The sequence below is a fragment of the Vibrio sp. S12_S33 genome (assembly GCF_963889785.1).
In the GTDB taxonomy this organism is placed as follows: Bacteria; Pseudomonadota; Gammaproteobacteria; order Enterobacterales; family Vibrionaceae; genus Vibrio; species Vibrio aestuarianus.
The window spans coordinates 1-23,447 of sequence record NZ_CAWPQZ010000023.1; the positions used below are offsets into that span (position 1 = coordinate 1).

The following is a 23,447-nucleotide window of genomic DNA, read 5'->3' on the forward strand; positions in this document are numbered from 1 at the left end:
ATCCAATCGAGCGGTTATGGAAAGTGATGAATGAGCATGTATTGAATAATATTTACTTCCCCTCCAAGCAAGCATTTACTTCAGCCATCAAAGAGTTTTTCGATGTAACATTACCAGAAGTTGCAGGTTCACTCGTATCCAGAATTACGGATAACTTTCAGATTTTGAAACCTGCATCTTCAAGTTGAACGGGTATAACTCATTGCACTGTAAAAAATATAGCCGCTTCAGCTAGGTTGCGCTTCAAACTCGATTTCAGAAAGAAATCACTAATGGACACCTAGTGAAAACTAAGTTATCGAAACTTGATAGAGCAAAAACGTGTCTAGCTTCGTATTGTTTATAAATTTAGCGGTTATTATTAGTTTTTTATCAACGGTAATGAGTATTATGATTTTCTTTTCCGATGCAGAATTAGACGCATTTCTTCTTGAAGATGTTTATCGTGGTGATTTAACAACCCGAATGATGGGAATTGGTCACGTTCCAGCAAAAATGACGTTTAGAAGGAAAAATGCAGGGCGAATCGCGGGTATTACAGTTGCAACTCAAGTATTAAAAAAACTCGGTTTAGAACCTACTGTTTTCGTAGAAGACGGCGTTGATGTTGAAGCAGGAACATTACTCATTCAAGTGACTGGTCGTGCCGAGTTACTGCATCAAGGCTGGAAAGTCACTCAAGTAATAATGGAGTGGAGTTGTGGGGTAGCTCAATATATGGCAGATATGGTTAGTCGTGCAAGAGCCGTTAACCCTAATGCAATTGTGGCTTGTACTCGAAAGTGTGTTCCTGGCTCACGTAAGCTGGCGACTGCCGCTGTCATTGCTGGTGACGGGCATATCCATCGCGCAGGAGCCAGTGAAACAGTGCTTGTATTTGCCAACCACTCTCGACTTCTTGATGCCTACCAAAATGAGCAACAACTTGAGAGCCTTGGGCAAAAATTACCTGAAAACCGGGTGACTATTGAAGCTGATAACTTAGATCATCTACAAAAAATACTACCATTAAATCCAGATATTATTCAGCTTGATAAGTTTTCGCTACAAGAAGTTGAACTTGCCAAATCGATGCTTGCACAGACTGGCCAATCATCAATTTTGTCCCTTGCTGGCGGCGTGAATCGAGATAACATATCCGATTTTGCCAAAACTGGCCTTAACCTTTTTATTACTTCTGCCCCGTATTACGCAGGACCAGAAGATATAAAAGTCGTCATTGATAAAGCATAATTGAGCCAATTCCTTTGAAAAAGAACATTTCTTTACACCAATACACAATGGGGCAAATCCAAACTATCATTCTAAGCTTCGTTTTATTGTGTGGGTCATTCAATGCTGAGGCAAAAGAAGCCATCTATATTTATGCGGGTGCAGGAATGAAGGATGCGATAGACGAGCTTATTGTTGTTTATCAACAACACAATGATGTCATTATCAAACCTGTCTATGCCAGTAGTTCGACAAATGCGAGACAAATCGAATTGGGTGCTCCGGCTGATATCTACATCTCCGCAAACTGGAAGTGGATGAATTACCTGATTAATAAAAAAATAATCAATCAAAATGATGCTAAAACAATAGCCAAAAATGATTTAGTGTTAATTGCCCCATCAAATAGTAATCTCGGATATTTTGATGTTAGTAACATGGTTGCATGGGAACAACATCTCAATGGTGGAAAACTAGCCATTGGCGAACCAAATTCGGTTCCCGTTGGTATTTATGCCAAACAGTCACTGACATCCTTCAATGTCTGGCATGAACTAAAACATAAAACGGTGCAAACAAAAACAGTTCGCGCTGCATTACTCTTAGTTGAACGTGGTGAAGCGGCATTAGGGATCGTTTTCAACACGGATACTTACAATAATAGCTTAGTAGACGTACTAACAACCTTTCCTTCCGAGACGCACAAACCTATTGAATTTACTATGGCACAGGTAAGTAATAATCCAGAAGCCCACAAATTTGTCGAATTTATCCACAGTGACATAGGTCTCAAAATATGGGCTAACTTAGGTTTTTTGTCTCCTTAAAGAATCGAAGTTGGAGTTTAACTTGCTCAATGAATGAGCCTACCTTTAACTTCTGCTATTTTCTTTAAAATCGTTATAAGCTTAAATAATTCTGACCTCCTTTTAGAACCGTTCTGTTTTATCAGGAGGCCATTTCTCGACAATATCTAACTATTCTCAGAGCTGACTAACAATCCTCCTTTTTGAGATACGTACCCCAACAACGCGCCAGAAACTAAACCTATCAAACTACCTACTAAGTCAAAATTGGTGGCAAAATAAGTTGAACAACCAATAAATGTTCCTGGAATAAAGGCAAACATTGTCCATCGTGCTTGCCAAACCATAGCGGTAGCACCGATACTCACAGCAATGCCTAAGCCTGCGTTAGCCCCTAGGATAGGAGATAAATATTCGATCATAGTACCAATAATAAAGCCCCATATAACACCACTTGTATTGGTATATAGTGAGTCTTTTAGACCTTTTAACTCACCACCGGCAGCATAAAAACTTGCCCAAGACAAAAATCCTGCAAAAGTGACAAGTTGAAAATAGGCACTACCACTCGTCCATAGCCCTGCTAAAATTCCGACACTAACACCTGTTGCGATAAGTATTTTCATTTTTCAATCCTTTATTGAGTATGGTGTTTGTTCAAATCCCCCTATTATCAGAGGGATTATTAATTAACGCTTTATTTGTTTGAATTCACGTGTCGTTGCCGTTAATGCAACTTCCGTTGGCAAGCGCTCCATCGAACTCGCACCATAAAACCCATGGCATTCAGGGCAGTTGTCTAAAATATATTGAGCATCTTCTGGAGTAGATATTGGACCACCATGACACAAAACAATCACGTCATCGCGAACAGCCTTCGCTGCATTCGCCCATTCGTTAATAAGTGGCACACAATCTTTTAATGTGAGTGCAGTGTCAGCACCAATATTCCCACCAGTGGTTAGCCCCATATGAGGTACAATGATATCGGCTCCAGCTTGAGTCATTGACACGGCATCTTCTACGCTAAACACATATGGCGTCGTCAGCAGACCTTTTTGATGCGCTTTGTGGATCATCTCTACTTCAAGACCATAACCCATTCCGGTTTCTTCAAGATTCGCTCTAAAATTTCCATCAATTAAACCCACAGTTGGAAAATTCTGAACGCCTGAAAAGCCTGTGGCAATGATGTCATCTAAAAATTTATCAAACTGACAAAAGGGGTCCGTTCCGTTTACACCAGCTAATACAGGGGTCTCCTTTACAACAGGTAAAACTTCACTAGCCATATCCATTACAATTTGATTTGCATTACCATAAGCGAGCAACCCTGCTAAAGAACCGCGTCCGGCCATTCTATAGCGACCTGAATTATAAATAACAATCAAGTCGATCCCACCCGCTTCTTCACATTTTGCTGATAATCCAGTACCTGCACCACCACCAATAATTGGCTCTCCACGTTCAATCATTTTACGGAATTTCGCTAGAATATTTTGACGAATAGTTTGAATAGACATAATTTTCTCCAATTAGCTGAGATGATAAATAGACAAAAACTCTTTCACTGCCACTTGGGCGAAGAGAGGATCGTTAATATGATGAGGTATTTTAATTAGGCGACGTTTTTCAGTTTGAATCACTGTATCTTCAAGTGCTTTAAACAATGCTTTATTAGCTTTAGGATCCCAAAATGCCTGATCTGGAGCGTCCAGTGCAGACACGCCTCCAGTTGGACATAAGAAACGTACCTCTCCATCACATTGGTTTAGCTTATTACCAATCCAACGACCAATTTCCATACACTCTTCTGGTGTAGTACGCATTAAGGTAACTTGCGCATTATGTTTATAAAAAAGACGATTGGCGTACGCTTTGGGTACAGTATCAATATGCCCAAAATTCACCATATCTAAAGCCCCACAAGAGCCAACATAAGGCACTTTAGAGCGAGCAACAGCATCAAATCTTTCTTCAGAGCATGCTAATACTCCTCCCAAAAGATAATCGCAGACCTCTGTTGTGGTAAGATCCAACAGACCATTTAATAAACCGTTGTCTGCCAGTTTTTCCATAGCCTTACCACCACTACCAGTTGCATGAAAAACAAGACAATCAAAATCATTTTCTAAAGCAGCCGTTACCGCTTGAATACAAGGTGTAGTCACACCAAACATCGACAAACCAAGAGGCGCCTTATCTCCTTCACCACTTTCAATTTCAGAATCGAAATAGACCTGACCTGCAATCGCATTAGCTGCATTGGCCAATACTCGACGAGATATACAGTTTAGCCCCGCAATATCAGTTACCGAATACATCATTGAGATATCACTTGAGCCTATGTAACCAGAAATATCTCCCGAAGCCATAGTCGAAACCATTAACTTTGGTAACCCTATTGGTAACGCTTGCATCGCAGGCGTAATTAACGCTGTCCCTCCCGAACCTCCCAACCCCAATATTGCTGCAATGTCATCGCAAGATAACAAGAACTTTTCAAAAGCAAGAGACATTGCAGTGATCGCTTTTCCGCGATCCCCACAAAACACGGCATCGGCACCATCAGGGTGGTAACTTGCAACTCTCGAAGCACTAACATCAGCATTCCGGTTACCATTAATAGGTTTTGTAGACAAATCAACTGTTACTGGATGGAGACCTTTTGATTGAATTAGTGCTTTAATAAACTCAACTTCTGTCCCTTTCGTGTCCAGAGTCGTTGCTATATAAATATTTTCATTTTTCTTCTGCATAAAAACCTCTATCGTCAATGAAATAGACATACCTATAGTTTTATTTTTGTATCCGGTATACTTAATCTATCGCGGCGGGTGTCATTATTGATTACTAAATAACCGCGTTAATATTAACTTAGGTCATTTGAATCGGGAGTTCCAATTAAATATGAGACAGGAGTATCAAAATGAGATCAAGATCTCCAAAGGAGGTAATTCTTCCGTTGATAAACCATTAACAGGTGTAAAAGCTCGAACCCGACAACTCCTCCTCTCTACGGCATTAAACATGCTCGAAGAAGGGTGGTTTCCATCCATTACTGAATTAGCCAATGCCGCTGGTGTAGCAAGAGCTACAGCGTATCGTTATTTCCCAACGCAAAGTGCTTTGGTTTCCGCCGTTGTCGATGAAAGCCTTGGCCCTATCTTATCTTGGCAACCAAAAGAGAAAACGGCAGAGAAAAGAATGAGTGAGTTATTAACTTTTGCTTACCCTAGAATGATCGAACATGAAGGGGCACTACGAGCAACACTTCAAGTTTCTTTACAACAATGGGCGGAAGAAAAAGCAAACAAACAAACAAATGACGAGCGACTGATCCGTGGCCACAGGAAAAAACTGCTTGCTTTAGCAACGGAACCATTATTAGACGTACTACCAGAAGAAGACTATCAACGTTTACAATATGCTCTCTCTCTGGTGTATGGTTCAGAGATATTTATGGTCTTAAAAGACATTTGGGGTCTCGAATACGATGGTATAGATAACGTTACACAGTGGATGGCAAAAGCGCTAATCAATCAAGCAAAAACAGACGTGAAAAACGAAGATGCCACGAGTAACTAAGTACAGTAAATTTTTAGATAAACAATAATATAAAAATGAAATGATTTACTCGTATTATTAATATCGACAGGCGTAAATAAAGAAGGATTTATGCCATTTAACACTAACTCTAGATGAAAGAGTTAGTGTTCATTTCGGTTAGCCATTAATTAAGTAATTGGACAATTAGCTTTCATTATACTTGGTAAACCAATCTAACCCTTCAAGTGTCGAACCTCGAGGATTGTATTCACATCCAATCCATCCGTCGTAACCAACTTTATCAAGCACATTAAACAAGTGAGTGTAATTTAGTTCACCTTCGCTTGGCTCATGTCTGTCCGGAACCGACGCAATTTGCACATGATTAAAATAAGGAGCTATTTCTTCAATCAGCGTGCTTAAATTACCATCCATTATCTGTGCATGGTAGAGATCTAATTGCACATGAACATTTGGACGATCAATCATTTTTACTAACTCAACAGCATCACATTGATGTGAAATAAAATAGTTAGGGACATCACGGTTATTGAGTGGCTCTATTAAAACATCAATACCATGTTCAGCAAATAGATCGGCAGCGAAACGTATGTTCGCCAAAAAACTATTCAAATGTTCCTCATAAGTATAACGCGAGTCTACCAAACCCGACATTGCATGAACTTTTTTACATCGCAAGGTCAACGCATATTCCAATGCTGTACTTGTATTATCACGAAACTCCTCCTCACGCGTTGGTAAAGCGGCGATTCCACGCTCACCTGCCCCCCAATCTCCAGGTGGCATATTGAACAACGCTTGCTCTAAACCATACTGATTCAATTTTGAAGCTAGTTCACTGGCATCATAGTCATAAGGAAATAAATACTCAACAGCCTTAAAACCTGCTTGGCTTGCTTGGGCAAAACGCTCGATGAAAGGCACTTCCGTAAATAACATGGTGAGATTTGCTGCAAATTTGGCCATTATACTCTACGACCTCCTAAGTCTTTTATTTCTTGATTAGTTAAATAGCGAACGGGTTTATCCTTAAGTAGCATAACCAACTTTGCTGTTTCTTCTAGTTCTTCAGCGTTATCTACTGCTTCGAACAAACTTTTTCCAGTGATAACCGAACCATGGTTCGCTAATAAGAACGCATTGTTCTTGGCTGCTCGCTGTGCAAGTTCTTCAGCAATACGCGGATCACCAGGTCTATAATAAGGAATCACAGGAAGCGTCCCTACTCTCATGACATAATAGGGAGTAAAAGGAGCAATAGCATTGTCTGATGCGATACCATCAAGACATGATAAAGCCGTCAAGTAGGTCGAATGCAAATGAACAACAGCGTTGCATTGAGGGTTATTGCGATATAAAGCCAAATGAAATGAGACTTCCTTAGATGGTTGATCACCTGACAAATGTACACCATCAATATCTACTACGGACAAACGATCAGCCTCCAAGCGCCCAAAGGAAGAACCTGTAGGAGTGGCTAAAAAGGTCCCATCTGACAATTTCAACGATAAATTTCCTCCACCACCTGTTGCGTAACCTCGTTGAAATAGAGAACGAGCTAACGCAACCATTTGTTGTCGGTATTGCTGATCAGTCATGATAAAACTCCTGAGCTGTTACAAAAAAATTATCATTGCCAAAATTCCCTGATTTTAAGGCTAACGATAATGGTTGATCCACTGACCTAACCCAAGGTACTCCGGGCGAAATTTGCGGTCCGACATAGAAACCCTTAACGTTCAAGCTTTTTACTACGACTCCTGAGGTTTCACCACCAGCAACAATGTAATTCGTTACGCCTCGGAATTGCAGCATAGGAGCGAGTTGACTAAAAAACCTTTCGACTGCTTGACTCGCAATATCAGCGCCATATTTACATTGAATAATGGTTAATTCTTCAACCGTCGTTGTTGCATAAATCAGCGGAGCCCATACATCGTCTAAATGACCGTCAACCCACTGATATACTTCATTACTATAGTTAGGGTTTTCTATACAGGATTGGACATCCACAGAAAGAGATGCCGCTCTATTCTTATAGTATTCTACTTGTCTATTAGTCATCACAGAGCATGAGCCTGAAAAAATAACGGATTTACCTACTGTAGGCATACCCGCTTGCATAGAATCAGACTGATCAGTTAAATTAGTTGCCCAGTTTCTAGCAATACCAGTTGCGAGTCCTGACCCACCAGTGACAAGTTTCAAATCTTTAGCCGCCCTCCCAATCACATCAAGGTGATCACCATTAATTGCATCCACAACTGCATATCGCTTACCCTGTCGAGAAAGCTCATCAAAGCATTGCTTAACATTGTTTACTCCTTGGTCAATATCTTGGTAAGTAACCAGACCAACCTCCCCTCTAGACTGTTTATCCATCAAACGAACGACACTAAAATCAGTCATTGGTGTTACTGGATGATTGCGCATCCCTGATTCATTAAGTGGCTCACCGAGCACAAATAAAAATCCATTAAACACTGTACGACCATTTATAGGTAGAGCTGGGCAAACAATAGTAAAGTTACTGCCTAAAGCATCTAAGAGCGCATCCGTGACAGGACCGATATTCCCTTGCTCACAGCTATCAAATGTAGAGCAATATTTAAAATAAAATTGCTGACAACCTTGTTCAATTAACCAAGCTAAAGCGGTCAAAGAAGACTCAACAGCTTCCAATGCAGGGCAAGAACGAGACTTTAAGCTAATAACCACCGCATCTGCATTTACATGAAAGCCTTGAGCTGGCACATCAGTAAGCTGGATAGTTTTCATGCCATTTTCAACAAGGAAACCAGCAATATCAGTCGCTCCTGTGAAATCGTCTGCGATAACACCTAATAACATAATTTATCACCTTTTCAATAGGATTGATTGGTCAGCTTAAGTTACAATTATGAAGAGGCCGACTGACGATACTTCTCAACACAATCCAACATATCTAAAATCAACTGTATTTATTTTTTCATGGATACTTGAATATTTTCATCTTCAATATATGAGGCAATAATCGCCGAGATTGCGGTGTCTGATTTAAAGCCAAGATCCAGTGCATTTGACGTAATCATTTTATTCGGCCAATCAGATACAATACGATTAATTCCCTCATCCTCTTCCCAGCAAATTAAATCCGCATTTCCACCGAAATTTTCCATAGCACTAACCATATCAGCAACAGTGACAGAAAGACCGGGAAGGTTGATCGTTGTTGAAATACGTTCCTCTTCAATAGATATAGCGTAAATCAAATTATCAACGATAACCTTAGGCGAAGAAATCCATACAGAAAGATCTGGAGAAACAGGGCAAGTAGTTTGTTCACCATTTAGAGGCTCACGAATGATAGAACTTACAAATGATGATGCAGCTTTGTTGGGTTTTCCTGGCCTAACCGTAATTGTAGGTAATCGAACGGCAATACCACTAATATAGCGTTTACGGCTATATTCATTAACCAAGTATTCACCAACTATTTTAGTCATTCCATATGTTGACGTAGGTACTGCTGTGGTAGAATCAAGAATGCAACTTACACCGCTAAATACAGCAACTGAACTAGAAAAAATAAACCTAGGTGTGCTGTCTAGCTCTCTACAGGCTTCTAATAAAATCCTTGTGCCATCTATGTTTACTCGCATACCAAGGTCAAAATCTTGTTCCGCTGCTGAACTGACTACCGCAGCAAGATGAACAACAACATCAGGTTTTATTTTAGAAACCAAATCTGATATTAATTTCTCATCATTAAGTGAGACTTGATAATAGATCACGCCATCAACCGTTTTCTGAGGAGAAAATAAGTCAATTGCATGGATTTCATTAATCTCTTTTTCCTTACCATTAACACACACACTTTTTAAGGCTACTAATTTTCTAATTAATTTATTGGCGATAAATCCAGCACCGCCAGTAATCAAAATATTCATTTATATCATCCTTCTATTTCAAAAGTTGTGGCAACCACAGCGATAAACTAGGGAACCAAGTAATAATACACAAACAAACAATTACGGTAGAAACTAAAGGGACAAGAGGCTTTAGCATTTTCTCTACTGGTAATTCTGCCACTTGACTAGCAGCAAAAAGATTTACACCTAAAGGAGGTGTAAACATACCTAAAGCTAGATTAACGACCATAATAATACCGAAATGAATCGCATCTATACCATAAAAAGAAGCCAGTGGCGCTAATATTGGTGCCAATATTAATATTGCAGCAGCTGTTTCAACAAACATTCCAACAACAAATAAAAACAAATTAATTGCAATAAAAAAACTTAATTTTGAATCAATATTATTTGATATTATCCCTACCAATTCCTCAGTCATCCCAGACAATGAAATGAGAAAACTAAATAGTGATGCAGCCGAAATAACTAGCATAACAATAGTCGTTGATTTTGCAGTCTTCTTTAAAATATTGAAAAAATCACCAAGTTGAAAAGTGCCATTAAATATAGTCAATAACAATGAATAAATAACGGCCACAGCTGAAGCTTCAGTTGGGGTAAATATACCTCCATATATTCCACCCAAAACAATAATTGGCATAATAAGTGCACTGATTGCACTCTTAAAAGCAATAGTCACATTAGGACAACCTTCAGCATCTCGTTTACCGATACCTTTAACTCTAGCCATCACTAAAACACACACGATTAAACACAAAGCAATGAGCCCACCAGGAAGCAAAGTAGCAAGGAATAACGAACCAATAGATGTGTCAGTACTAACACCATATAAAATCAGAGGAATAGATGGTGGGATAAGAACTCCCAGCTCAGCTGAAGAAGCTTGAATCGCCGCAGCCATTGATTTTGGATAGCCTTGTTTTACCATGGATGGAATCAGAATGGAGCCAATTGCAAATGTTGTCGCTATACTCGAACCAGATACCGCGGCAAACAACAGGCAAGTTAACACGCAAGTTGCCGCTAAGCCCCCCTGAAATCGACCGACAATTGAACGAGCAAAATCAACAAGATTTTTTGATATCCCACCAGATGACATTATATTTCCAGCAAGAATAAAAAATGGTATCGCCATCAAAGGAAAACTGTCTAAACCAACAAACATCCTTTGTGGAAGAGCAATAAGTGGAATTGATGTAAAAAAATAAAGTGTAATAATAGAAACAAGAATAATACTTATCGCAATCGGGACACCTAAAAGAAAAAACGGGATAAGTAATGAAGCTAAAAGTGCATTCATTATAAAACTTCCTCATGTTTATTTAATTCCCGAATATCAATTAACCTCAACAACGTTGTAAAAATACTGAGGCCGGTTCCTACAGGGATTGAGGCATATAACCAAGACATAGAAAAATCCAGCAATGGCACAGTTTGATGAACAACCCTAAATGTGACTTCAATACCGTATTTGAATATTATGACAAAAACAATTAAATTCAATATTTGAATCATAACTTTAATTAAATAATGATGGGCATTAAATAGTTTATATATTATATCTATAGAAATTAACTCTCCATATCTAACAACACAAGGCAACCCTAAAAATACGGCCCAAATAATTACACCTCTTGCTAATATTTCAGACCATGGAGTTGGTGAATCAAAAACAAATCTAGTTACAACTTGATAAAAAGTTAGTAGCACGGCAATCAGCAACAAAAATGCTGTTATTGACAATAATACATCATATAAATTCGAGTCTATTTTTTTAAACATTCACTAGAGACCATTAGTTAAAAGACCATTAATTTAATGGTCTTCTTTATATTAATCATTTAGTATTTCGTATTTTCATTATTAGGTCTTCACCATATTTAGGTGCGTATTTATCATAAGTCTTAGATACTGCTTTAGCGAAGCTCTCCTTATCTATATTTTCAACAATGGTAACACCTTCTTTCTTCAGCAACTCAACACCATCTCGTTCCATTTTGGCAACGGCATTACGAGTTGCAAGTGTGGACACTTTAGCAGCCTGTCTAAACCACATCTGTTCCTCAGAATTTAAACTATCCCATGTAATTTTGGACATAATAATGGCTGCAGGAGAATATACATGACCTGTCAATGTTACATTTTTCTGAACTTCATAAAACTTTGACGTCGTAATCACTGGAATAGGATTTTCCTGACCATCAACCGTTTTTTGCTGGAGCGCTGTGAATAATTCCGTAAAAGACATTGGTGTTGGTGCTGCACCCAAATCTTTAAAAGCAGACATATGTACTTCATTTTCCATCGTTCTGAGTTTTAATCCTTTCATGTCTTCTGGATTACGAACTATCCGTTTACTATTTGTTAGATGACGAAAACCATTTTCACTCCATGCCAAACCTATTAATCCCTTAGGCTCAAATTTAGCCAACAGATCTTTTCCAATTTCTCCGTCAAGTATTTTGTGGGCATGTTCATAACTCTTAAAAAGGAAAGGAAAATCCAAAGCATATACCTCTGGTACAAAGTTCCCTATCGGGCCTGTTGAACTGATAGTTAAATCAATGGTACCAAATTGAAGCCCTTCAACCACATCCCGTTCTCCGCCAAGAACTCCGGAAGGTTTTATATTAATCTCATATTTTCCACCGCTGAGTTTCTCAATTTCCTGAGCAAAAGCATCAGCACCTTGACCATAATGTGAATTTTTTGACAATGTAAAACCCATTGTCATTGTTTTAGCGGCAATGGTACCTGAAAACATCAACCCAGCAGCAATCGCTATGGATAGTAGAGCTTTGTTAGACATAAGAATAATCCTTTTCAGTGTAAACAATATTTCGTCGATCTCACGTGAAGAGTTAACCACCTCTCTCTCTTCATACTATTCTTGTATGGACATCAAGGCTGTGTAAGTCATCACAAAAATTCACACGCGTAACATTTTTTCACTAAACTGTGCTCATGATCGCTCACTAAAGTGAGTCTTCCGTAACAAAGCTTCATAATAGGCAAGACAATGCTTATTAAGCTTAACAATTATTCACAGATATGAACCTTGTATGTTAAAATGTACTTCTTTTAATAAAAAACAGTAAATAATATGATTCCAATTGAACGACAACAGCGGATACTTTCTTCTTTACAAAAAAAGAAAGTCGTTAGCATTAGCGAACTTGTGACAGAACTTAATGTATCTCATATGACGATTAGAAGAGATATTGCAAAGTTAGAAAAATTAAGAAGCATCATATCTGTATCTGGAGGTGTTACGCTCATAGAACCCATACGCAGTGAACCTTCACATGATATAAAAAGTAACCAACATCGAACAGAAAAGCTAAATATCGCGCGATATGCTGCTGAATTGATCTCAGATAACGCCACTGTCTACCTTGATGCTGGAACCACAACACTTGAAATTGCACACAAAATCGCTCATAGAGACGATTTATTAGTAATTACCAATGACTTCGTAATTACTGCTTTTATGATAGAGCACTCTACATGCCAACTATTTCACACAGGAGGTAAGCTAGATAGACTCAATCGGTCATCCGTTGGTGAAAAAACAGCCAAGTTTTTAGCCGATTTCAATATCGATCAGGCATTTATCTCTACTTCATCGTGGGATATCAGAGGAATCTCAACACCAAATGAAGACAAAGTTGTTGTGAAGCAATCTATTACAAAATCATCCAAGAAAAATTACTTGGTAAGTGATTCATCAAAATTTGGTAAAATTGCACCTTTCTTTGCTACTGATATTAAATGCTTTGACCAAATTATCACTGATAGCCACTTTCCTTTGTCTTGCGTAGAAGAACTTGCACAACAAGGTGTTGATGTGATTATAACGAATTAAACTACCCACAGATTAATACACTCGCTCACAAAAATACTAATCGCGAGTGTTCCACCTCAACCAAACATCCGTAATTTCCATTTTTATTCATGTTGTTTGTGTATACACCCAAACAACTTGAAGATACAGGTTTCAAAATCTGAAAATTATCCGTAATTCTGGATACTAGTGAGCCTGTAACTTCTGGTAACGTCACATCGAAAAATTTTGTGATAGCAGAGGTGAATGCTGCTTTGGAGGGGAAATAAATATTGTTCCTAACATGCTCATTCATGACTTTCCAAAGCCGCACTATTGGATTTAAGTTTGGACTGAATGGGGGTATCTATATTGAGTATTTTTGCCGCATTCCCCACCATTTCAGACCGATGATAAGCCACACCATCAAGCACAATATGCACGGGTTGCTATAGTGGATAATGCTCTTTCTTGAGTTTCCAAAAGAAGCGAACAATGCTCTTGCTATCTATCGTTTCATAAATATCTGTGATCGTTGCACTGATGTTTTTCAATGACAGAGCACCGATTAGATTCACTCGAGTACGGCTACCTGTCACCCATGTCACCGCAGATAAGATGTATGATACCAATGCGGTGTTTCAAATGATTGAGGACTGCTTCTCGGACGCCGATATCGTGATTCCGGCCAAAGGCAATACCTCTGCCGATGAGGTCCATCACCCGAGGCGGATTATCAACCTAGTTGTGTTCTTTGCCCTGGGAGATATCGGGCGGCGGAATGTCTCAGAAACATTCAAATAGCACCGATACCTCAGCCTCTTCTTAAACTAGCTGAGGTTCGGTGGTAATCAAATATATAACTATGCTTATCGAAATCCTTTACCGTCAAGCACCTTTAATTAATGCACTCGGCGGTAGAGTTTAATCGACTAATTTTTCACCATAACTTTAGCAATCGATGAAGACGTTTTACCCTCGTTATCGGTTACCGTTAGCTTAAATATCAGTGTGTTTTCTGCACTAGGTGTAAAGGTGTATGCATATTTGCTATCTGGATAGGCAATCTCTGTTTCTGGTCCACTAACTTGGCTCCAATGGTAGCTGACTATTTTGCCGTCAGGATCCGATGATTGAGTACCATCTAACGCGGTCCATTGATTGGTTCCACTTATCGTATCTTTAACAACGGCAATAGGCGCTTTGTTGCTTTCTTCTACGCCTTTTACTGTTATCGTCTGGATTGCTGAGTCAGAAACCCCTGCTTGGTCGGTAATGGTTAGCTTAAATTTCAGTACAGAGCTGTAATTAGGCATGATCGCATAAGCAAAACGACTATCAGCATAATCGATACGGACTTTTGGCCCTGCAACTTGTTGCCACAAATAAGTTGCTTGGTTTTCTTTTGGCACAATAGACTGAGTACCATCCAACGCTACCCATTGAGAAGCTTCTGCGGTGATATTTTCTACTACTCGTACCTGTGGCACATCGTCCTCAACTTGTATTTGACCTTGATACGCTTTGGCATTGTGCTCGGTAACCGTTAGGCTCATATTTCCTTCAACAGTTACATCAAATTGCGCCACACCATTTTGATCGGTTGTTACAACATGAGCTTCACCAGATGCAGAAACCAACGCAACCCGTGCTTTTGCTAAACGTTGCTCTCCCTCATTAACAACAACATCAAACTTGGCTTGTGAACCTTTGGTTAACTGTGCTGGATAAGTCACGGTTAATTCGTTTGGTCTTTCTGTTCTTAGTTCAAGTTCCGGATCACCAAACCAGCTAAAGAGACGCGCGGTTAAGATTGCGTGGCTATTTTGAGTACTATAATGGTTAAATAAACGATCTTTGGCGCGGTTCAATGCCATTGCTGGACGCCAAGATACAGGATAAACAGTGCTAGACCATGCACCGTCATAGTCATCCCAAAGACTGTCTAAAATAGCGGCATGCATCAGATCGTTATACCCGGAGTAGCTTACTCTTACTGCGCCTGTAAACCCAACAGCACCACCATTGGCATTGCGCATCCAAGACTCAGCAAATGAATCTTTTCCGTCAAACCAACCTGTAGCACAGTTCAAGCTAAATACAAACGGAACCATATCGCCATTGGCTAATGCATTCACTTCTGTTGTGGTGTAATGCGGATCAGCCCAACCTGAGCCACTGGCATAACCGTGGTCACGGTGCATGATAAAGCCTACACCTTGGTTAATCGCATCAGTAATCTGAACTCGATCGCCACTACCTTGATCTTTCCACACTTGTGGTACTGAACTTGGAGGGGTCACACGGGCACTGCCGTAGTTCCAGCCACCATATTTAAGATCTTTGGTTAAGTCAGCATCCCATTGCAACGCAGTATGGACACTATAACCTTTATTGAACTTGTCACCTAGACCAGAGAAAAAGTCGTAATCAGGACCTAAGAAATCAGCAGCGCGGTGCAAATCTTCCATAAACATACGATCGGCAACCTGATTGGCGTTACTGTCTTGATATTGTCCGGCAAGAAGGACATGTTTGTAACGATCTGAATCTGTCGGATTTTGTTCGTAATTTAAGCTACGGTTAACCATAGTGGTAATTTGAGCTTCAGTATCCCCCGGCAAACGTCCTATCACTACATCGGCGTATTCATCATCACCGTCAACAAGTGTGTATTCGTAATCGGTATGCCAGCGGTGATCTTCACCGTGGTAAGGGTGACCGACAATTTCATAACCTGGGATATCTTCATGATCACCTACCAAAAGTACATATGAGGTCATAGTACCCTTGCTATAGGCATCTTTAATATAAGCCTTTATCTGTGCCTGAGTGCTACCGACCTCTGTAACTGTCGCGACGTGCACTTGATAACCCTTCTTACGCTTCCACGCCGCAAGTGGTTCGATCGTTTGTTGAAATCGATCTGCAGTAATGATCAAGTAATCAGCCTTTTGAGCAGGAGTCAGATCAGCCTTATTTCCTTGTGATGGCATGTTATCCATTTTTTGCTTTGGTTCAAGTTGTTCATCACGTAAGTCAATTACCGCTTTTGTTTTCGCATCAAATTCAAGTTTATCTTCACGCTTTGGCTCTGATGCATCAGACAAAATATAATTAACGTTAAAACGTACTTTTTGTGCGAAACGTACCGTTCCTTCTATTGAATTAAAATCTATAGGACGATATGAAATCACGGCGTAACTTTTACCACGAACGCGGACTGTTTCAACGACAGAAACCAGTGGCGTCTCACTCTCTATTAAAGCGTTATAGGCTGCATCATCTTTTACAAATGGCATATGTTGATCGGGACGATTGCCATCTTCTTCAACTACGTCAGGAAATGGTAGCTGTACGGGATCAACCACCATATCGGTATAGGTTTTTGACCACTCTACATTATCAACCACTAATTCCAGCTCTGCACCATCTGGAATACGAACCAGTTGTCGATAGCCCGTTAAATTCGGCTTCCCCGGCTCGTTGAGAGCTGTGCCATCAGGCAACATGATTCGATTATAAATATTGCCATCGGCCATTTTGACCTTTGCCAATGTTAGTTCGGTTAACTTCGCTTCAAATACGGCGCTGTGGCCTTGTTTCTCAAGCATTGAAATGTAGTTGCTCGTTTCTCCATCGTTTTCGCTCGAGCGAGTATCCACTGGTGGGGCAAATTGAATGACTTGCTTATCAAATACCGATGCATCTGTATGCTCTAGCGTATGAGTAGCAGCCAAAACCGAAGGTGAAAGGATCGCGAGGGTTAGTAGAAGCCTAGCTTGATTTAATTTCATAATATCTCCATATTATTATAAAAATTATAATTGTTTTTAATAGGAATGTATTAATAGCGTATTGATGTTATGCCATTAATAAGAACTTGTTGATAAAGTTCTTATTAATAGCGTTCATGTCAAAAATTTAGAATGTAAACTTACTATTTATCAATTCATCATTAATATAAATTGTTGATAGAAAGAAAAATAAACCCCAGATAGAAGTAAGTATGAAATGACGGTAAAGTATAATTAAACACATGTAAAGCCAGCTAGATATATAATAACTGTCAATGTATTTTTTTGTGATATTTATTCAGGAGATGATGCTTTCAAACTATAACATTGAAAAATAGCCAAAGTTAATTTTATATTTACCTCGTAAACTAGTTGCAATATACCCAAACAACTTCAAGTAGGAAGGGTATATCCCACCATATTTTAACTTTTTATTTATAAAGCAATTGATAATATAAGGCTTTATTGAAATCGTGGCAATATACCATTAACAATTACCTGTATTTTAATAACATTTTTTATTTTCGCCTGCTGTTTAATAGACCAGAATTCAAATAATACAGGGCTATGCCCGTGATCATTGAAGATGCTTGATTTTCAATAGAATCAGGATCATGCTACGAACCATGAAAATCACATTCACCTTCTCCATAAACCTTGAGCCCAGGGGCATCAATGACCAGATGTTGTATTGCGCCTCTAGTTTTGGTTTTAAATGAAACCTCAACTTCCTTATTTCGGCGGCTTATACAGGTGTAGTGTGGGCAAACAAGCGAGATGTTAGCCTGATTAAATACTGAGTCTAGAAAACCTTGCAGCGCTCTCAATGGCATAGAGAAAACGCGTTTCACCATCAGTGCGGTAGTAATGGCTAAGTCGCTGAATCGGCGAGGTCTATCACGCGTGCCTTGTTTGTTTTGCTTCCACTCGGCTATCGCTTCCTCATCAATCCAAAAGGTCAGAGAACCACGGTTGATTAGGGCTTTGTTGTACTGTTTCCAGTTCGTTGTTTTGTAACGAGGTTTTGGCATAAGGCTACGATGATTAACTAATGTAGCCGATAAGATCGTAGCTTCTTTATTTAGTTCTATCGAATATTTTTAGATAAACTGCTCACTTAAATAGGTTTCTAGTAAGCAGTTTTAGCACCGTTTAAGTCTAAATCGTGTTATTTACGGTGATTATAGATTCCTTTTTTTTAGCAGTGCAAGCTCGGCTTTTAAACGCTGGTTTTCTTCGTTGATGGATTGATAGGTAAACTCCTTAAAGCCCGTAGGTAATCTTTGTTTAAGAAAGTCAGAAATGCTCTCTTCAAGCTTTTCCGGGGTTTGAATTGCTTGGCGAAACTCTGATTCGAGTTTATGGGCCGCTGATTTATCTAGATTAGCTAGAAATCCATTAAAAGCATCAATGTTCTTGAAAGAGTCAGTGACTTGGTTCTGATAGTCTTTACTCAATAAGTCGGTACGAGTTGAATCGTTGATCAATGCTAAACTAGCTTGTTGAGCTTTAGCGAATACCTCACTTGTTTTTTCGGTCGTTGATGCAACAGATCCGTTGTCATAACGCTTTCTTGATGTCATCGATAGCTGTTTCTGCATTTTATCTAGGCCTTCTCTTACCGTTAACCATTGCGAAGAGGATGAATTTGCGTTGTTCATCTCATCACCTTTCATCATTTCTTCAACTATGTTTACTGGTTGGTAGTTTCCGGCGATGACATCTGATTTCTTAAACATCGAATGGCTGAATAGCGGGGCTGATTCCGTATCTTTGGTATAAGGTTTAATTACATTGAAAAATGACTGGCAGTAGTCTGGCATTTTATCGATGTGAGCCTGCGTCACTTGATCTGCTTGAAGATCTCCAATGTTGTTATTCAGTTGCCCTAGAACATCTAGATCTACTGAATGGATGATAGCCTGGCTAATGAATCTTACTACTAGGTCTTTATCGTCATCAGTTAAGCTTTGATATTGGCTTAATACGTTATCTGGCTCTTCGAAGATGAGTTTCTGGCCTTGAGATAATTCAGGGCTACTCTTTACTGGTTGGTTTGTCTTAGACCCCTGATTAAGCGCTTTTAAGCCTTTGGTTCCGCCAAACTGTCGAATCTGCTCGAACATTTTGTTTGAATCTGTAGAAGCGGGTATCGCTTTACCGGAAAACGAAGCTGGCGGAGGTGGCGGCGGAGGTGGCGCTGCTTGGGTGGTTCGCTGTTTGTCTTGTAAGCTGTCAATACTTGGTAAACTCTTTCCCGTTTTTAGTGGAACTGTATTTGCTAAATGCTGTGATGTTGTTTGAGCTGGTACCGCCATTTCCGTCTTACCGCTGCTTTGTTTTTTTTGTAATCCATTTCGACCACCAAAAGCCTGAATTTCTTTAAGTAGATTCGTTCTCGGCATCTCTATAGTCCCTTGAGCATTGTGACTGTCCGTCTTTAATTGTGAAATTGATTCTGGGCTTTTAGATGTGAGTTGTTGTGCTGATGAATTGGAATCAGTTGTTTGTCTTACGGAGGAAGTTTCTTGTTGATTTAGTAGCCTATCCAGTTGGAGCGTTAACCTTGATATGTCCTTATTTTTTACCTGAGCTTGGCTGTACAGACTCGTAATTGTATTGATGAGTTTAATTACGTCTCGCTCAGGTACGGAGCTTATTTGTTTAACGCTAAGAGAGTCATTGCTTTGTCTCAGTTGTTTAGAGCTTTCGAGGGTATTGGGTTGTGGTGTTAGATTCAGAATATTAGAACGCATGATTTAGTACCATAGTTGATAGTCACATCGCTCAATATCTTATCTACTAGCGGTCAAATCGAGAGATTATTTGTGAAATATTCACCACAAGAATCCATACCATAAAGCACGAAATATAAAATTGATATATTTTTGGTTTCCTTTCTGATTAATAGAGTTGAAGTAGTCATTTTTTTTCAAAAATAATCTAGTCTTATCTCTTTGATAGTATTGCACTTAGTGATAAAAGTAATGAATGTAGCGATGAAGATTAAGAGCGAGTAGAGCGTTTAAAAACGTAACGTTACTTCATGGTCCGAGTGGTTACATTCTGAAGACATAAAAACCTAACCACCATTAATAATTATAGGTTAATTTTTTAACCATAATTGTAATAACACTAAATTGAGACTATATGACTTTACTTCTAGAGATGAGACAGTTCTTTGTATATGAAATTGTATTTGTTGGCTTAGGATATACATTTGTTTTATTGATGGTAATGTTGCCATATGTTCGATTTATATCGAAAATTAGTGATCGAAGAGAGTGTTTCGTTTTAGATATGAAGGAAGGGTTGAACAAGAAAGAATTTTTTATTGTCTATCAACCTATTGTCAACGGATATAGCCGAAATATTGAAAGCCTAGAAGCTTTGATTCGTTGGAAGCACCCAACACTAGGTATAATCTCACCAGATGAATTTATACCCTTGGCTGAAGAAAGAGGAATCATTAATGACCTTACTGACTATGTTTTAGAATTAACCTTGGAAGAATTGCAACAGTCTAATACACTGTCGATCTTATCTCTTGGTGTGAATATCCCGCCATCGTATTTAGGTAGTGTTGAGAGAGTAAAAAAACTCAAGCATTACACAGAACAGTTTAGAAAGATTGGTATTGGTCTTATTGCTGAAATTACAGAACGTCAAGTTCTTGAGCCTGAAGGAGTCGCGTATCTCGATCTACTTAGAGATTATGGTCTTAAGTTTGCTATTGACGATTTTGGTACTGGACATACATCTTTATCAATGATTCAGAATATAAAATTTGACTATTTAAAAATAGATAAATGCTTCATTGATAAAGTAGGTTTGAAAACTACCAATCCTGCCGTGTTAGATATGATCATTGAGTTAGGCGATCGTTTAGGTGTAATTACTGTAGCTGAAGGGGTCGAAACAAAAGAGCAAGCCGACTATTTAATCAGGAGTGGTGTAAATAAACTACAAGGTTATTACTTCTCTAAGCCTTTACCTTTAGATGAAATTGAAATGAATTCGTCATCTAATTTTTATTCCCAGTCGCCTTCGAAAACAAGTAGACTCGGATTGAAACCACCAGCCCTTAATTTATTTCTAACCTCAGACCTTATCGATAGATAGAACACTAACAAAGATCATAGGTTGCGATTGACCTTTGGTACGAACGATAGTCTTAACTGTTTGATTTCGCTTACATGTGGAATTTCACCCTTTACCACCTAAATTCAGGCTTATTTTTCGAGTATGTATTAAGCCATATAGGTTCAAGTTCATCCTTAATACCTACATGTAAAGCATTTTTAGCCTAGGGGCAGAGATGGCGTCACTAGATGAGCGCTATTGGACTTTAGATAAATTCACAAATATTCAGCGGTGAGTGGTGTGATTTATCTAGTTAGTCTTAAATTTATGATTGTAAATTTTAAATGAATTTATTTTTCATAATGATTCAAAATAACCCATTAGCGTTTTTTTTAAAGAGTTATTAATGTCGAAATCAAATTTATCTTTTAAACCTATTGCTCCTAGGAGTTGATATGCCCAGCTTAACGATCGAAAACATTCAGCCTTCCGTTATGGAAGATACTTTTAATAACATCGGAGAGGGCTTTCAGGAGATTCTTGACAATCTCGACCGTATTAATGCAGGAGGTCAAACTATCACTGTTCAAGATACGCTCGCTCTGCAACAGTCTGTCTTTCACTACAGTATGTATCAAGAAACTGTAACAAAAATTGCTTCTAAGTCAGCAAATGCAATTAATGAAGTGATGAAGGCACAGTAATGAAAAAACTGTGGTGTTTGTTATTGATCATACTCGCTGGGTGTAATGAACAGGGCTCGGCCCAAATTGCTAGTTTTGAATCCGCTGATATTGCCAATAAGGTTGTTGTCTTATTAGACCAACAACAATTACCAGCAACATTAGAGAGAAATAAGGAAAGTTATCTAGTTTACGTGGACAAGCCTAACGAACCTAAGGCGCGAGAACTACTGAGTCAGTTTAATTTCTATTTTCAGCGTGAAGATCTCAACGATTTGCTCGAATCAAAGTTTGCTAGCTTGAGTAAATTAGAGGTAGTAAAAAGCAATTTACTTGAAAGCCGTGAAATCTTTAACAAGCTGAGCGTGATTCCTAATGTGTTACGAGCAAGTGTAGTAGTGAGCGGAGAAAAAAACAAACGAGTATCGGTGCTAATCATGAGTTTACAAGAAATGGATTCTAATAAGAAAAGTAATATAGAACGCTTTCTTAAAGGACTAGTGGCTGAGCAAGATACATTGACTATAAGTTACTTTGTACAAATGGTGGGTAATGAAAACGTATAAAAAGCGTCATCAGAAGCTGCTGCATTATTGCTTAACTCAACGTTTACTTTGTCCAACCTCTTTTTCTGTTTTGACTAACTTAACGGACAAGGATAGTCAGCGATGTTTATCAAGTAGTCTTGGCGAGGTTAGAAAAGTCGTGACGACTCTTGGGTTACTAATTGAATACCAAAAGCATCGCCAGAATAGAGAAGGTTGGTCGTTGGTACAAGCTCGAAAATTACTAGACCAGAATTTGTACCTTTGGTCTGATGCCATTGGCATTCAGCATATCCCACAAGAATTAAGCAACCAGCAACTCGGCCTAATGATGCTCGCTCAATACGATAACCGCCTGGCTGTGGTGTGGTCGATACGTTTAAGAGCCGATCTCCCATCACAACCCTTAACTATCACGAGCACCTATCGGCTATGTGATGTTGTTAATCAAGTCTTGGCCCCATTATTTGATTAACCGGAAATAGATTGATGTATTCAAGCAGGATTGAAAAAAAGTGAAAAATAAAAAGATTGAATTTGGAAAAATGGGAGATGAATTCTTTTCATTGCTCGACGGAAAAATGGTTGAGCATGAGTTGGCCAAATTGCGAAAATCAAAGAAAATCACAACAACTCAATTAAAGTCTGTCTTTGAATTGGGTGTTGAGTTTTATAATAAGTTCCAGTTTAAAGAAGCGGAAATAATATTTTCCGCCTATTGCGCATTAAATCCGTATGACCATCGTGGGCCCGGTTGTTTAGCTGCTATTTATTTAGAAAAAGGGCAGTTCAAAAAAGCTTTGGATGTATTAAGTGTCTTGAAGACATACCCGACTAATGATTTGGATGAAACCATCCTTAATATTTCTCTCTGTCATTACAAGTTGAAAGAATATATTCAGTCGGCTGCAACTCTGATCATCGTTAAATCAGATAACCTTAACGAATTTTATTCACAGCGTTTCGAGTATTTACAGAAACAGTTAAAACCCTATTTGTCTTAATTGCTAATTA

The 23,447-nt window shown here is 38.9% G+C and carries 21 protein-coding genes and 3 pseudogenes; 10 read left to right on the forward strand and 14 right to left on the reverse strand.

Annotation, left to right across the window (positions count from 1 at the left end; all coding sequences use genetic code 11):
* The 3 genes and pseudogenes from AACW06_RS11610 to modA form a co-directional block, all read left to right on the forward strand.
* Positions 1-188 (forward strand): annotated as a pseudogene (locus AACW06_RS11610) (IS630 family transposase); the annotation flags it as partial.
* 133 nt (positions 189-321) lie between these two features.
* Entirely contained in the window at positions 322-1,233 is a 912-nt protein-coding gene (gene modD / locus AACW06_RS11615) for a ModD protein (protein ID WP_337923409.1), read from the forward strand.
* A gap of 14 nt (positions 1,234-1,247) precedes the next feature.
* Positions 1,248-2,039: a molybdate ABC transporter substrate-binding protein gene (gene modA / locus AACW06_RS11620; protein ID WP_192075167.1), complete on the forward strand. Its 792-nt coding sequence runs from the start codon at positions 1,248-1,250 to the stop codon at positions 2,037-2,039.
* 146 nt (positions 2,040-2,185) lie between these two features.
* Here modA and AACW06_RS11625 read toward each other — a convergent pair whose 3' ends face one another.
* The 3 genes from AACW06_RS11625 to AACW06_RS11635 all read right to left on the reverse strand — a co-directional run bounded on the left by AACW06_RS11625 (position 2,186) and on the right by AACW06_RS11635 (position 4,777).
* Positions 2,186-2,644, reverse strand: coding sequence for a DUF1097 domain-containing protein (locus AACW06_RS11625; protein ID WP_192075168.1), 459 nt, complete (start codon positions 2,642-2,644; stop codon positions 2,186-2,188).
* A 63-nt stretch (positions 2,645-2,707) separates the two neighbouring features.
* Positions 2,708-3,541, reverse strand: a complete 834-nt coding sequence (locus AACW06_RS11630) for a phosphoenolpyruvate hydrolase family protein (protein ID WP_192075169.1) — start codon at positions 3,539-3,541, stop codon at positions 2,708-2,710.
* A 12-nt stretch (positions 3,542-3,553) separates the two neighbouring features.
* On the reverse strand, positions 3,554-4,777 hold the full coding sequence (locus AACW06_RS11635; protein ID WP_192075170.1) for a Tm-1-like ATP-binding domain-containing protein: 1,224 nt from the start codon (positions 4,775-4,777) through the stop codon (positions 3,554-3,556).
* A gap of 151 nt (positions 4,778-4,928) precedes the next feature.
* Between AACW06_RS11635 and AACW06_RS11640 the strand changes: the two genes are divergently transcribed.
* Positions 4,929-5,606, forward strand: a complete 678-nt coding sequence (locus tag AACW06_RS11640; RefSeq protein ID WP_192075171.1) for a TetR/AcrR family transcriptional regulator — start codon at positions 4,929-4,931, stop codon at positions 5,604-5,606.
* Positions 5,607-5,771: 165 nt separating this feature from the next.
* Here AACW06_RS11640 and otnI read toward each other — a convergent pair whose 3' ends face one another.
* From otnI to AACW06_RS11675, 7 genes are all read right to left on the reverse strand, one after another.
* Positions 5,772-6,554 carry a 2-oxo-tetronate isomerase gene (otnI, locus tag AACW06_RS11645; protein WP_192075172.1) on the reverse strand — a complete coding sequence of 261 codons (783 nt, stop codon included), beginning with the start codon at positions 6,552-6,554 and terminating at the stop codon, positions 5,772-5,774.
* Positions 6,554-7,186, reverse strand: coding sequence for a 3-oxo-tetronate 4-phosphate decarboxylase (gene otnC, locus AACW06_RS11650; RefSeq protein ID WP_192075173.1), 633 nt, complete (start codon positions 7,184-7,186; stop codon positions 6,554-6,556). The genes otnI and otnC overlap by 1 nt, the downstream gene beginning before the upstream one ends.
* A complete protein-coding gene (gene otnK, locus AACW06_RS11655; protein WP_192075174.1) occupies positions 7,179-8,438 on the reverse strand; it encodes a 3-oxo-tetronate kinase in 1,260 nt (419 codons plus the stop codon). The genes otnC and otnK overlap by 8 nt, the downstream gene beginning before the upstream one ends.
* Before the next feature lie 110 nt (positions 8,439-8,548).
* Entirely contained in the window at positions 8,549-9,517 is a 969-nt protein-coding gene (denD, locus tag AACW06_RS11660) for a D-erythronate dehydrogenase (protein WP_192075175.1), read from the reverse strand.
* A gap of 13 nt (positions 9,518-9,530) precedes the next feature.
* Positions 9,531-10,802: a TRAP transporter large permease gene (locus tag AACW06_RS11665; RefSeq protein WP_192075176.1), complete on the reverse strand. Its 1,272-nt coding sequence runs from the start codon at positions 10,800-10,802 to the stop codon at positions 9,531-9,533.
* Complete coding sequence (locus AACW06_RS11670) at positions 10,802-11,284, reverse strand: TRAP transporter small permease (protein WP_192075177.1); 483 nt, start codon at positions 11,282-11,284, stop codon at positions 10,802-10,804. Before AACW06_RS11670 ends, AACW06_RS11665 begins: the two co-directional genes overlap by 1 nt.
* A gap of 55 nt (positions 11,285-11,339) precedes the next feature.
* The gene (locus tag AACW06_RS11675; RefSeq protein WP_192075178.1) at positions 11,340-12,311 is read right to left on the reverse strand and encodes a TRAP transporter substrate-binding protein; all 972 of its coding nucleotides are present in this window, start codon (positions 12,309-12,311) and stop codon (positions 11,340-11,342) included.
* A 294-nt stretch (positions 12,312-12,605) separates the two neighbouring features.
* Between AACW06_RS11675 and AACW06_RS11680 the strand changes: the two genes are divergently transcribed.
* On the forward strand, positions 12,606-13,367 hold the full coding sequence (locus tag AACW06_RS11680) for a DeoR/GlpR family DNA-binding transcription regulator (RefSeq protein ID WP_192075179.1): 762 nt from the start codon (positions 12,606-12,608) through the stop codon (positions 13,365-13,367).
* Positions 13,368-13,482: 115 nt separating this feature from the next.
* On the opposite strand, the pseudogene AACW06_RS11685 reads toward AACW06_RS11680, so the two are convergent.
* The 4 genes and pseudogenes from AACW06_RS11685 to AACW06_RS11700 all read right to left on the reverse strand — a co-directional run.
* Positions 13,483-13,921 (reverse strand): annotated as a pseudogene (locus AACW06_RS11685) (transposase); the annotation flags it as partial.
* Between the two features lie 336 nt (positions 13,922-14,257).
* A complete protein-coding gene (locus AACW06_RS11690; protein ID WP_192075180.1) occupies positions 14,258-17,122 on the reverse strand; it encodes a C25 family cysteine peptidase in 2,865 nt (954 codons plus the stop codon).
* Positions 17,123-17,760: 638 nt separating this feature from the next.
* Positions 17,761-18,153 (reverse strand): annotated as a pseudogene (locus tag AACW06_RS11695) (IS5 family transposase); the annotation flags it as partial.
* A 150-nt stretch (positions 18,154-18,303) separates the two neighbouring features.
* Complete coding sequence (locus AACW06_RS11700) at positions 18,304-19,878, reverse strand: hypothetical protein (protein ID WP_238336695.1); 1,575 nt, start codon at positions 19,876-19,878, stop codon at positions 18,304-18,306.
* A 394-nt stretch (positions 19,879-20,272) separates the two neighbouring features.
* Between AACW06_RS11700 and AACW06_RS11705 the strand changes: the two genes are divergently transcribed.
* The 5 genes from AACW06_RS11705 to AACW06_RS11725 all read left to right on the forward strand — a co-directional run bounded on the left by AACW06_RS11705 (position 20,273) and on the right by AACW06_RS11725 (position 23,437).
* The gene (locus AACW06_RS11705) at positions 20,273-21,244 is read left to right on the forward strand and encodes an EAL domain-containing protein (RefSeq protein ID WP_192075181.1); all 972 of its coding nucleotides are present in this window, start codon (positions 20,273-20,275) and stop codon (positions 21,242-21,244) included.
* A 416-nt stretch (positions 21,245-21,660) separates the two neighbouring features.
* Positions 21,661-21,909 carry an EscI/YscI/HrpB family type III secretion system inner rod protein gene (locus AACW06_RS11710; protein WP_192075182.1) on the forward strand — a complete coding sequence of 83 codons (249 nt, stop codon included), beginning with the start codon at positions 21,661-21,663 and terminating at the stop codon, positions 21,907-21,909.
* Positions 21,909-22,454 carry a type III secretion protein gene (locus AACW06_RS11715; protein WP_192075183.1) on the forward strand — a complete coding sequence of 182 codons (546 nt, stop codon included), beginning with the start codon at positions 21,909-21,911 and terminating at the stop codon, positions 22,452-22,454. Before AACW06_RS11710 ends, AACW06_RS11715 begins: the two co-directional genes overlap by 1 nt.
* Positions 22,441-22,908, forward strand: a complete 468-nt coding sequence (locus AACW06_RS11720) for a hypothetical protein (RefSeq protein WP_192075184.1) — start codon at positions 22,441-22,443, stop codon at positions 22,906-22,908. The genes AACW06_RS11715 and AACW06_RS11720 overlap by 14 nt, the downstream gene beginning before the upstream one ends.
* Positions 22,909-22,948: 40 nt before the next feature.
* Positions 22,949-23,437 (forward strand): regulator, encoded by a 489-nt coding sequence (locus AACW06_RS11725; protein ID WP_337923414.1) that lies wholly within the window; start codon positions 22,949-22,951, stop codon positions 23,435-23,437.
* Positions 23,438-23,447: the final 10 nt, after the last annotated feature.